The organism is Caballeronia sp. 11_S32 (assembly GCF_056930355.1).
Map to the genome: position 1 here is coordinate 1,486,082 of NZ_JBXOWH010000001.1, position 11,972 is coordinate 1,498,053.

11 protein-coding genes are annotated in these 11,972 nt (G+C 62.9%); 3 read left to right on the top strand and 8 right to left on the bottom strand.

All coding sequences use genetic code 11. The annotated features are described in order from the left end of the window. Window positions 1–17: 17 nt before the first annotated feature. The 3 genes from tssF (at window position 18) to tssJ (ending at window position 3,631) form a co-directional block, all read left to right on the top strand. The gene (gene tssF, locus AC1Z32_RS06810; RefSeq protein ID WP_483477922.1) at window positions 18–1,829 is read left to right on the top strand and encodes a type VI secretion system baseplate subunit TssF; all 1,812 of its coding nucleotides are present in this window, start codon (window positions 18–20) and stop codon (window positions 1,827–1,829) included. A 77-nt stretch (window positions 1,830–1,906) separates the two neighbouring features. Beyond that, complete coding sequence (tssG, locus tag AC1Z32_RS06815; protein WP_483478220.1) at window positions 1,907–2,863, top strand: type VI secretion system baseplate subunit TssG; 957 nt, start codon at window positions 1,907–1,909, stop codon at window positions 2,861–2,863. 21 nt (window positions 2,864–2,884) lie between these two features. Further along, window positions 2,885–3,631 (top strand): type VI secretion system lipoprotein TssJ, encoded by a 747-nt coding sequence (gene tssJ, locus AC1Z32_RS06820; protein ID WP_483477923.1) that lies wholly within the window; start codon window positions 2,885–2,887, stop codon window positions 3,629–3,631. Window positions 3,632–3,673: 42 nt separating this feature from the next. On the opposite strand, the gene AC1Z32_RS06825 is transcribed toward tssJ, so the two are convergent. The 8 genes from AC1Z32_RS06825 to AC1Z32_RS06860 all read right to left on the bottom strand — a co-directional run bounded on the left by AC1Z32_RS06825 (window position 3,674) and on the right by AC1Z32_RS06860 (window position 11,871). Beyond that, window positions 3,674–4,588: an SMP-30/gluconolactonase/LRE family protein gene (locus AC1Z32_RS06825; RefSeq protein ID WP_483477924.1), complete on the bottom strand. Its 915-nt coding sequence runs from the start codon at window positions 4,586–4,588 to the stop codon at window positions 3,674–3,676. 158 nt (window positions 4,589–4,746) lie between these two features. Then, complete coding sequence (locus AC1Z32_RS06830; protein WP_483477925.1) at window positions 4,747–6,129, bottom strand: MFS transporter; 1,383 nt, start codon at window positions 6,127–6,129, stop codon at window positions 4,747–4,749. 18 nt (window positions 6,130–6,147) lie between these two features. Next, window positions 6,148–7,059 carry a hypothetical protein gene (locus AC1Z32_RS06835; RefSeq protein WP_483477926.1) on the bottom strand — a complete coding sequence of 304 codons (912 nt, stop codon included), beginning with the start codon at window positions 7,057–7,059 and terminating at the stop codon, window positions 6,148–6,150. A gap of 84 nt (window positions 7,060–7,143) precedes the next feature. Next, a complete protein-coding gene (locus AC1Z32_RS06840; protein ID WP_483477927.1) occupies window positions 7,144–7,980 on the bottom strand; it encodes a TauD/TfdA family dioxygenase in 837 nt (278 codons plus the stop codon). Between the two features lie 59 nt (window positions 7,981–8,039). Then, on the bottom strand, window positions 8,040–9,602 hold the full coding sequence (locus AC1Z32_RS06845; protein WP_483477928.1) for an AMP-binding protein: 1,563 nt from the start codon (window positions 9,600–9,602) through the stop codon (window positions 8,040–8,042). After that, window positions 9,599–10,273, bottom strand: a complete 675-nt coding sequence (locus AC1Z32_RS06850) for a thermostable hemolysin (RefSeq protein ID WP_483477929.1) — start codon at window positions 10,271–10,273, stop codon at window positions 9,599–9,601. The genes AC1Z32_RS06845 and AC1Z32_RS06850 overlap by 4 nt, the downstream gene beginning before the upstream one ends. A gap of 281 nt (window positions 10,274–10,554) precedes the next feature. After that, window positions 10,555–11,202 (bottom strand): GAF domain-containing protein, encoded by a 648-nt coding sequence (locus AC1Z32_RS06855; RefSeq protein WP_483477930.1) that lies wholly within the window; start codon window positions 11,200–11,202, stop codon window positions 10,555–10,557. Between the two features lie 480 nt (window positions 11,203–11,682). After that, the gene (locus tag AC1Z32_RS06860; protein WP_483477931.1) at window positions 11,683–11,871 is read right to left on the bottom strand and encodes a hypothetical protein; all 189 of its coding nucleotides are present in this window, start codon (window positions 11,869–11,871) and stop codon (window positions 11,683–11,685) included. Window positions 11,872–11,972: the final 101 nt, after the last annotated feature.

An 11,972-nucleotide genomic window follows, 5' to 3' on the forward strand; every position in this document is an offset into this window, starting at 1 on the left:
AGAGGAACGCGATCACCATGTCATCCCCCACCAAGGACAATGAAATCCTCCGCTACTACGAAGCGGAGATGCGCTATCTGCGCGAGGCGGGTAAAGAGTTCGCCCGCGCCTTCCCGGATCGCGCGCGCGAACTCGATCTCGACCGTCTGGGCGAACGCGACCCGCACGTCGAGCGCCTGTTCGAAGGCTTCGCGTTCCTCATGGGCCGTCTGCGCCACAAGCTCGACGACGAATTGCCCGAGCTCACCGAAGGGCTCGTCAGCATGCTGTGGCCGCACTATCTGCGCATGATCCCGTCGCTCGCGATTCTCGAGCTGCAACCGAACTTGGGCGCGCTGCAAAAGCACGAGATCATCGACGCGGGGCTCGAAGCGACATCCGATCCGATCTCGACCGGCGCAGCGGGCAACGATGCGCAGATCACGTGTGTGTATCGCACCACCCAACCGGTCGATATCTATCCGCTGTCGCTGACCGAAGCGGGCACCTACGCGCGCGAGGACGGGCGCTCGGTCATCCGTTTGCGCTTCGCGATTCAGCAGCAGGCGCAGCGCGACCGGCTCGACGTGCCGCGCCTGCGTCTGTATCTCCACGCCGACCGTCCGGTCGCGCACGCGCTTTATGCAGCACTGGCCGCTAAACCAGTGGCCGTGCAGGTGCGCGTGCCGGGGTTTCCGGAAGATCGTCCCGGCGCGCCGCAAACCCTGCCCGGTCTGCGCCTCGCGCCCGCGGGCTTCTCTATCGACGAGCGCTTGTGGCCCAAAGCGGACAATGCCTTCGGCGGCTATCAACTGCTGCTCGAATACTTCACCTTCCCCGAGAAGTTCATGTTCATCGATCTGCTCGGTCTGGACATGAATGCGATTCCGGCGTCCGTGCGCACCTTCGACATCGAAGTGGTCCTCGATAAGCCCTATCCGGACGACATGCGCTTCACCGAGGAGAACGTGCGGCTCTATTGCACGCCGGTGATCAATCTGTTCCCGGTCGCGGCCGATCCGGTGAACGTCACGCAACTGGAAACCGAATACCGCTTGCGCGCGCGTGCGCAATATGGCTCGCTCGTCGATATCTATTCGGTCGAGACGGTGGAAGGCATCGAGCGCGGAAAGCGCTTCGAGTATGTGCCGTTCGCGGCGTTCAAGCATCGCGGCGGCATGCTGCGGCATGAGACGCCGGAGCGGTACTTTCACACACGCATGCGCCGGGGGCCGTCCGGGCGCTTCGACACGTGGATCGTGCTGGGCGGGCACGCCTGGGAAAACGCACGTGCGCTGCCCAAGGAGTCGCTCTCGGTGACGGTCACCGGCACCAACGGCATGCTGCCGCGCAAAGCCTTGCGCGAATCGGGCATCACGCGCATGCGCGGCGGCTTCACGAACATCGGCGCGGTGCGCAATCTCACGGCGCCGACGCTGCCGGTGTATCCGCCCACGGGCGATCGCTTCCAGTGGCGCGTGCTTTCGCATCTGGCGCCGAACTATCTGTCCTTGCTCGATGCGGAGATTCTGCGCGGCTCGCTTGCGCTCTACGACTGGACCGAGGGCGAACTGAACCGCAGGCGCATCGAGGCGATCTCCGAAGTGCGGCATCGTCCGCTGCAAAAGCTCGTGAAGGGCGGTTTGATGCGCGGCGTCGAGATCACGGTGACGCTCGATAGCAGCCGTTTCGCGGGCGACGGCGATATCGAACTTTTCGGCGGAATGTTGAACCGCTTTCTCGGCCTCTATGCGACGCTGAACCTGTACACGAAGCTCGTGATCGTCTCGCAACCCACGGGCAAACGCATCGAATGGCCCGAGACGAAGGGCGAAGGAGCACCGTTTTGAACGCGCGAGAGACATCGACGAAGCCGTCGAACCCGCAGCGGCCCCTGCTGCCCGCGCTGCTTGCCGATGCGCCGCGGATGAACTTCTTCCGCTTCTGCGAGCTGATCGAGCTGGCTGCGCCCGAAGCCGCCGCCATCGGCACGACGGATTCGCCCTCGGCCGAGCCCGTGCGCTTCCGTTCGCGCGCGCGGCTGGGTTTTCCGAGCCGCGAGATCGACCGCGTCGAATACGACGCCGACGATGCCGCCGCGCCGCCATCGATCCGCACGACCTTTCTCGGGCTGTACGGCGTCGATGCGCGCATGCCGGCATACTTCGTCGATGAAGTCGCCCAGAACCGCGACGGCGCGGAGCCGCTCGCGGCGTTTCTCGACATCTTCCATCACCGGATTCTCACGCAGTACTACCGCGTGTGGAGGAAGTATCGCTATCCGGTCGGCTATCGGCAGGGCGGCAGCGATCCGGTCTCGCGTTATCTGCTGAGCTACGTGGGGCTCGGATTCGGCACGGGGCGCGCGCATCAGGCCAATTCATTCGTCGATCCGCGCAAGCTCACGTCGATGCTCGGTGTCATCGCGCAGCGAACCCGCACCGCAGAAGGCCTCGCGGGCGTGCTGCGGCATGCCGCGCCCGATGCGAGCATCACGGTCGAAGAGTTTTATCCGGTGTGGCGCGAAGTCAATGATCACGAGCCTGCCGCGCTCGGCGAGCAGTGTCTGCTCGGACGCGGCTTTTACGATCGTTCCAACGCGGTGCGCGTGATCATCACCCCCAATACGCGCGAGACCGTGCTCGATCTGACGCCGGGCAATCACGCGCACCGGGAAATCATGGCGCTGTTGCGTTTCTATCTCGGTTACGAAGGCGAAGCGCACCTGGAGATGCACGTGCGACCCGAACTGATGCCGGAGCCGGTGCTGGCGCCGAAGCAAACGAGCCTTGGATTGACGACGCAACTGACAGCGCCTTCGACTCACGGCAAACAGCGCACCACGCGCGTTCATCTGGGCCGCTGGAACGGCTCGACAGCATAAGCAATGAGGCGGAACAAGAATATGCAGCACCATGAAACGGGCACATCGCTCAACGACAAGCTCAAGAATTCAATCACGCGAATACCCGCGGCGGGCGCCGCCGTCATGCTCCTTGCGCTTGCCGGCTGTGGCGCCTGGCAAGCCACCAGGGACAGCACGGTGGACGCGGCGCAATGGCTCTTCACCACGCAAGTCAAGACCATGAACGTCGATATCGACGCGCGTGCGGCGGTGAATGAAACCACCACCGGACAGCCGCTTTCGACGGTGGTGCGGTTCTATCAGTTGAAGGATTCGAAGACCTTCGCCCAGCTCGAATACGTCCAGCTTCAGAACAGCGACCTGGAGTTGCTGAAGGCGGATCTCGTCGCGACGAAGGATGTCGTGATGCGGCCGGGCGCTGCCGCAAGCATCAGCGAACCGATGGACAAGGACGCCGAATACGTCGGCGTGGTGGCATTCTTCCGCTCGCCCAGCAGCGATGGCGTGTGGAAGCTGCTGATTCCGAAGAAACAATGGAAGGATACGGACCCGGTGAAGATTCGGGTGCAAGGCAACCGGCTCGCGTATGAGGGCGCGAAACCGAAACCCGTCAAGCACGACTCGCCACAGCAATCCATGTCGACGGCGGCATCGGGGGTCTCGAACGCATCGTCGGCGGCCAAGGCTGCGTCGCAAGACCTGAGTTCCGCCACCGAGTCCCTCAAGAGCGCGAAAGCCGGTGCAAGCGCGGCATCACGAAGCGCCGCTGGACTGCTTTCGAATTGAGCATGCGGCAGCTTGAGGACAGTCGGCACTCACTAGCGCGCTTCACCTGATCGGCACCACGCGCAGCGCGCTCGGCTTGTCCGCCGCGCTCGACCGATCGACCGCAATCAGCCGCTTTCTCGCCACATCCACGGCGACGCCGCGCGGCGATTCGAAACCATCGGCGATAACAGTCGCACGGCCGCGCTTCGAGACGCTGCACACGGCGTGCGCGCCGCACTTCGTGTACAGCGTGCCATCGGGCGACGCGGCCATCAGGTCGGGTGCCTCGACGGTCGCGAAGACATCGCTTGCGGAGAGGGGCGCGCTCGCCGCCCGCGCCGCCTGCAGATCCACCCGGTAGATGCGATTCGCCGCCTGATCGCTGATATAGAGCAGGTCCCCGACCGCCGCGAGGCCCACGGGTTTCCCCAACCCGGTGACGATATCGCGCTCGATCACCTGCCGCGGCGCCGTGCCGCGCGTAATCACGCTCACGCCGCCTTCGGGCGGCGCGCTGCCCTCCTTCACGAACCAGTTCGACAGAAACGTGCCGGCATCGAGCACGAGCAAGCCCAGACGCCGACGCGCCGAATTGGTATCCGACGCGAGCGCGACCCGGCCGCTCGGCGCGACATCGAAGATCGCGGCAGCGGTTCCAAAACCGAATTGCTCGACGAGCAAATGCCCGTTCGGCGCAAACGCGATCTGGCTCAAGCCGGTTCGCTCACCTTGAGCCGCCGGAATGCGCGCGTACGACGAGAACGCGGGCGCGTCCTCGTCGCCGATGTGGGTCGTCATCACGATGCCGTTGGTTCGATCGTCGGTGACGAACACGGCACCGTCCGCATCGCGCACCGCGACGCCGTTCGGCGTGCCGGCGAGCGGCACAGACTGCGCGGTCGTGCCCGGCGCGACCGAGCCGCACGCCACGAGGAAGGTCGTCGTTGCGATTACCGTCATCAACCGCGGCTTCATGCGCTTCTCCCGTCGATCACGCGATGAACATGACCGGCATATCGCGGCTTGCGAGCCGGCACCTTCGCCGCGCGCCCGCCCGATCGGGTTTTCAGGAACGCGGCGTGAAGGACGTATCGTACGCCGGGAATCCTCATTGCCCCTATCGCCGATACGAGTCAGCGCGCGACGCCGGTTTCGCGCAACATGAGGGATAGCGGGATGCAAACTGCCGTCGCCACGGCCAGGGCGATGAACGCTTCATTCGAGGCCCCGCCTGTCCCGCTGCTCGCGGCGGCGTGAACCTGGATCGCCGCCAGCGCATTGATGCCCAGCGACGCGCCGACATTCCTGAGCAACTGCACGGTCGACGTGTATGAACCCAGCTCCGCCGCGGGCGCGGCATTCTGTGCCAGCACCAGGGTCGTCGTCGCGACGAAGCCAATGCCGAGCCCGATCAGCGCCTCCGGAACAACGGCCAGATGCCAGGACAAAGTGCCCATGCCCCAGACTAGCCATGCGGCCCCGGCCAGTAACAGGCAGCTGCCCAGGCTGGCCGCCCGGTGGAACCCGATGCGTTTCAGCAACCAGCCGCAGCAGGCCGCACCGACCACCCAGCCGACCGCCGCCGCCATCACCACCACGCCGCTTGCCAGTTCGCCGCCTGCGTGGGCGCGGTGAAGATACAGCGGCACCAGCGTGACCGAGGCATACAAGGCCGTGCTCGCCAGCACCACCAGGCAAGCCGTGGCGATCAGCATGCGCTGCCTGAAGAAGGCTCTCGGCAACGGACTCTTCAGCCGTGTCCGTCGCACGCCCCAGGCCAGCGCGGCGAATGCGGCGATGGTCACCGCCCAGTAGGCGGGCGCCAGCTTGCCGCCGCCCTCGGAGATGCTCAGCAACAGGCCGACGATGAACGTCGCGAACAGCGACTGGCCGGGCAGATCGAGCTTCTCGGTCTGCCGCCGACGCTGGACCTGTCTGCTCGACAGCAGGCACAGCGCGCAGGCCATGCACAGCGGCAGGTTGAGCCAGAACACCATGCGCCAGTCCCAGGCCGCCGCCATTCCCGCGCCGACGAGCGGCCCGAGGATCGCGGCCAGGCCCCACACGCCGCTCAACATGCCCTGCATCTTGTCGCGCCGTTCGGGACCGTAGAGCTCGGCGATCAGCACATAAGTCACGACGATCATCATGCCGCCGCCGATGCCCTGCGCGACCCGCGCCGCGATCAGCACATACATGTCGCCGGCGAGCGCGGCCGCTGCCGAGGCCAGGGCGAAGATCGCGATCGCGACGTACATCGTCGCCGTTGGCCCATGGCGATCCGTCAGCGCGCCGGCGAACGGCGTCACCAGCGCGACCGCGACCATGAACCCCGACATCAGCCAGGGGAACAGCGTCGGCCGGCCCAGGCTGTCGCCGATGGCAGGCAGCAAGGTACCGACGACCGTGCTGTCCATCGCCGCCACGAACAGCGCGATCAACGCGGCGGCGAGTCCCCATTTCACATCCCGGGCGGATGGCGCCGCGCCGGGCACTTCCTCCAGATAGCTCTGCATGGCGTCATCCCCTCGAAGTCATGCGGCCATGGCAACGTGTACGCCGTCACTGTAGGAAAATTCGCGGATGGTCTTCCGCAATTGTGTATCCAGGTGATCGTCGACTTTGCGGATCAGCTCCCCGCCCTGCACCAGTTGCCGGAACGCCAGCGTGAGCTGGAGCTGGACCCGGGCGGTGGGATTGTCCTGGGTATAGTCCACGCCGAACTGCTGCTTGATCTGCTCACCGGTGGCGATCGCCATACGCGTGTTGAGATCTTCGGTCTGGTTGATGATCTCGTGCATGCGGCGGCGTTCCGCGTCGCTCAGGGAAGGCACCACATGATCGAACACGAAATGATCGGCGCGGATGTGCCGGGCTTCGTCCAGTCCGTGCAGATGCAGCAGGTTGGTCAGGAAGTAGTTCCGGTCGGGATCGAGCGCCTTCATGCGGTTCTCGACGATCGTCATCACCGACTCGCCCACGTAGGCGGTCGCGCACAGCGCGGATAGCTTGACCAGCGGCGAATCATTGCCTTCGAAGGGCTTCATCCGCTCGGAATACAGATTCTGTGCGATCTTGTAGTCCTGCCCGCTCAGGCGGCGAACGTACTGGTAAAAGGTATTGGCGTGGTGGATCTCCTCGGCGGCGAAGCATGACAGCGCATGGTAGACCTCCCCGCCCCGGTTGAACCCGATGTTCGGCGTGCTCTGCAGCTCCGCCAGCACCCGGGTCAGCACCGAGGAAACCTGCATTTCCAGTTCGGTAAGCTGACCCAGCTCCTTGTAGATATAGGCGCAGGCCTTGTACTCATGGCCCGGCGCGCCGAAGATCACACGCGACAGAAAATCCATTTCGTCAGGCGTGTTGGCCAACTGCCAGGGCAGCAGATTGGGATGCAGCGTTTCGATGTGGGCGTACCGGTTGATGCCGCTGATTTCGTTCAACATGTCAGATTCCTTCGTCGAGTAAAGTGCATTCATGGTCTTTGCAACTGTCTTCGATGCGCACGACGCGTAGCGCATCGTCCTTCCCTACAAATAGCTCAAGGCGTTGTAGATCGTGCGGGCTTCATCGACGATCTTCCGGCGCCCATGCATCACGCGGGTGTTGTCGATCAACGCCACGTCGCCGTCGCGCCAGCCGATGTCGAAAGTCAGCCGCCGGCACAGCGTATCGGCGCGCTGGAGCACGGCCGGATGGATATCGCTGCCGTCGGCCATGGTGATGCGCGGCGGCTCGTAATTGAACGACGGCCCGTAGATGCTATTGGCGAAGGCCCGCGTAGGCTGCCGCGCGACCACGCTGTAACGGATAGCCGGAACGGTGAAGCGGTAGGTCGCCGTGCCATCCGCTTCGACCCCGAACTCGGTGCCTTGCGCGCCCGCGGCGAGCGACTTGAGATCGTCGAAAGTGACATCATCGATACCGGTCAGCCCCGGCCGGTCGTCACGCAGCGCATGAAAGACATATGTACGCCAAAGCTTTTCGCCGACTCGCCGGGAATAGAGGATCGGCTGCTGCTCGAAGGCGCCGCGTGTCTCCGGGTCCATCTGCTCGAGCACCTGCACGCCGTCGCAGATCGTGGTCTGCGAGCCCGCCATCGGTGCGCGTTCGCAATAGAACCAGCACAGGTCCGGCCAGAACGGACTGTTGCCGTTCTCGCAGTGCAGCCCGATGGCATCCACGCCCGCATCGACCTTCTGCGCCGTACCGCCCTTGAAGCGGCGGGCGGGATCCAGGCTGACCCGGCTGCTGCAACTGCGCACCCATTCGCCGAAGACGTCGACATCGCCACGGAAGCCCCGGAACAGCACGAAGCCGTGTTCGGCCAGCAGCGTCTTGCTCTCGGCTGCGGCGACGCCGAGCATGGATTCCTGCCCTTCTGCCACGCAAATCACGCCGACTCCGCTGTCGTGCGGAAATAGTTTCATGCCTGACCTCCGGAAAGTTCGAGTTCGATGAACGCCTGCACTTCGGCCCGTTTCGGTCGGCCCGTCACGGTGAACAGGCGGCGTCTGACAGCGGCGCTGTCGGCGATCAGAATCGGATCGGCCACACGTTCGATGCCGCTGATATGGCGCTGCGAATAGCGCTCGATATCCTCCCGCGCGATCCCGAGGTTGGACTCGGCATCGATCAGAAACATGCCCTGCAGCGTTTCGCCGGTACAGAACACCACCACGTCGTTGACATGCGGAAGCGTCCGGTAACGGGACTCGACCCATTCGGGCGAAATGTTCCGCCCGTTGGCGGTGATGATCACGTTCTTCTTCCGCCCGGCGATGGTGATGTAGTCCTCGTCGTCGATCGTGGCGATGTCGCCGGTATGCAGCCAACCGTCGCCATCGAGTTCGCAACTGCTCGGGTCGGTGCCCAGATATCCCGCGAATAGCGAGGCGCTCCTGATCAGCAGTTCGCCGTCATCGGCCAGCTTCACCTGTACATGCGGCAGCGGCCGTCCCACGGTTCCATAGCGGTTATGTGTGCGCGTGTTCAACGACACCACCGAACTGTTCTCGCTCAGGCCGTAACCTTGCAGAACCTGGATGCCCCGACTGTCGAGCAGCGTCAGCACTTCCGGTGCGACGGGCGCGCCGCCAGCGGCCAGACAGGGCGCGCCCGGCGTTCCGAAAAGCTCCAGCATCAGAGCGTCGTCGTCGAGGGTTTCCATCTCGCGCACCCGATTCGCCAGGGCTTCGGCCAAGGCCGGCGTCAGGGTCAACGCCGTTGCCTTCGCGCTGCGGATCAGCGGCAGGCGGTCGACCGCACGCACGCCCGGCGTGCCAAGCGGCGCAACTTCCGGTGCCGGCAGGACCACCGTGCCGCCCGCGCTCAAAGGCAGATAAAGCCCCGACACCTGTTCGATCAGCAGACTGAACGGCACCAGCGAGAGATAGCGCTGGTAGTCGCTGCGCGGCACGCACGTCCACAGCGAATCGATCAGGCTGTCGAGCCCATGCGCCCGGATCTGCACGCCCTTGGGCCGGCTCGTGGTTCCCGAGGTATGGATGACCTTGCAGACCTGATCCCCCGCCGGTGCCGTCCAGGGCGCCGCGCGGGTCGCGCCGCGCAGCAGCTCCTCGACGCGCAGTAGATGACTGGCCGGGAATCGCACGTCGCTCTGCACGCTCCAGGCATCGAGTTGCCGCTGGCCCAGTTCGTCCGTCAACACAAGCTCGCATTCGCCCAGCAGATAAGCCGACTGCTCCGCGGTGAACGCGAGCGGCACCGGGACTTCGACGAACCTCCCGAGCGCCAGCGCCAGATCGGCGACGGGCCATTCGATGCTGTTCGACAGAGCGAGGCCTATCCGCGCGCCTGGCGGCAGGCTGGCGCTCAGCATCGCGCAGAGCCCGGACGCGCAGCGAACCAGTTCGGCATATGTCACCGCGCGCTGCACGCGACCGCTGCCGTCGGTTGCGATTTCGCTGATCGCGGGCTTCTGCGGAGTCCAGGCCGCGTGTTCGAATATTTCCGAAAGGATTTTCATGCGGCTGCCTCGACCAATGGCTTGATCTGATCGGCGGCGCTGTTATCAAGCTGATAGCGCCCGCACAGGCGATTGAATATGTGGCCGATGGTGTTCACGCGCATCAGCACGGTTTGCGGTCTGGTTTGGTAATAAGCACCCCACATCGATGCATCTTTTGGTGTCAATCGCGCAGCGCTGGCCTCGGCAATCGGATCAAACGGCACGCCTTGGCGTTCGAAGATCTTTCGCAAATGTGCGGTGGCCGTGCAGATGGCCACTTCGTAGCCGAAAAGCCAGGTGATGACGGCGAGGGCGCGGACTAGCTCGGAACCCGCCGCCCGCCCGCTGGACGCGAGCGAACTGATCTCGACGATCTTGCTTCTCTCCACGGCAAAGCCGAATTGATGCTCTATCTGCTGCTCGATGGCACGGTCCAGATAGCGCTCGGAGAACAGCTGACCGCCACGGGCAGAGGTGATTCCCGCACAGGAGACCAGTTCCCAACCGCCTTCGCATTGATGGTTCTTTCGCGATACGACAACGAAACGCTCAGGTGACGGTTGAATAATCGCTCCATAGTGTTCTTTATAAACTTCCTGTGCCAGCGCCACAGCCTGCTTCCAAAGATCATCACTTCGGCGCAGCACGCTTACGCGATGCACTATTCCTTCGCTTTCAAAGCTCAGCATATCGACCTCACGTCAGTGTTTATTGCAGGGTAAATCGATGCGTCATTCATGAGCTATGCGTTCCACTGAAATGAGTTCGACAGCTTTCACTGCATCACGCGCAGTTAAACTTGATGCTTATTCACCCGATCCCGACTTCGCCCCGCCCGAGGGCTTAAACGACTTACCCTCCGGGACTTTGAAGACGTTGCCCGTCCGGACTGCGAAATTAGAGTGGGTTTTCAAACTTCAGCTGGCTGACATAGCAAAGCGGATATTCCGTCCGCCGTAAGATGGCTCCGTTAGCTGATTTCTGAAGTCATGCGCCGGCTATGCCGCCTTACGCTGACACTCAGTTCCGAGATGATTTCTGACGCCACCTTTATGATCTGGCTTTGACTAAATCCCGCTTTCGTCATCTCTCGATAAAACAACTTGGCCACGATTCTGGCCATCTGATGCGGGCATTGAGTGAGGCCGGCCATGCCGGAAATGGAAGTTATTTCCTGATGCCCGGTTGAAATGCGAATGCGCTGTGTATCCGACTTCGACTGCAGCTTGGCTGTGCGGTGCAGGCCGCTCGCCAGAGCGGCTACGGTACTGAGCGTCTGCTCATCCCCCTCACTGAAGTGCGGCTTTCGGCTTGCTCTTTCTACCCTAACAACGCCTATCGTCCGTCCGTCAAACAATATCGGGGATTGCATCACGCTGTTAGCGTACGCAGCATCGAGTTCCGGCCCGGCAGCCGAACCTCTTGCCGAAATCGTCATGCAGAAATCCTCCGCGAGAGTCTTTATTTCGGCCTTGTCTTCGTTTAATTCGATTCGACAAGATTCGGCTTGCAGGACAGTAGCGGTCATCGCTGCCAATTCACGAAGTTTGTCCCGAAGGTTACCGACACATTCGCGCTGCCCCATTGCTTTAGTTTCTAATAGTGGCTTTCCCATCATGTATACATTTCCTATAAAACATGGCGCTTCGATCACGTCGCAGACTTGGCATCGGCTGATCATAAAATCATCAAGTCATGGAGATTATTCAACGCTATGGAATCAGTTATTTGCCGATCCGCGAACTGGAATGAAGCGTAAGGGATATCGAGTGCGGCGCGTTATAACGATCGTGCTAGTCGGTAGGAAAATCGTGCGCGTGCGCGAGGGGTGTCGCGGCTTTATAAGGCTTCGTTGGAAGTGCAGTGCCTCCATACATATGCAAATGCCACGCTCCCGCTTCGCACGATGGCGAATCGCATAGGCGGCCGCTGCTTTGAGGCAATACAGATTGGTCGCAAAGGTGACTTCGCGCCGGAGGAAAGTGCCTGGTGACCGCGCTGGTGGATCGAATCCCCAGCCGAGGATGACATGCGGGTCGCTGCCGTTCATTGAACGGGCAGCACCGGTGTGATTTTCAATCGATCGAGCGCAGCGCGATTACGGCGTGGGTGGATGCAGCCGTCCGTCGTCTCCGAGCACCAGACCTTGCCAGGTCGCGGGCTTGCCGGAAATCTCCCAGGCCTGAATCTGTTGCGGTGTTCTGCCGATGCCGCCGCGCACGGTGGCGAGCGTCTCGGGTTCGAGTTCCTTCGTCATTGGCAGGTCTTTGATGGTCAGCGTGTTCATCGCAGTCTCCTTCGGTGGCATGGCCAGCCGGTTGGCGGGCTCACGCGTTCAAAGGCACAGAACATGCCAGTCGCGCGAAGGCCGTCGCGACGGTGAGGTGC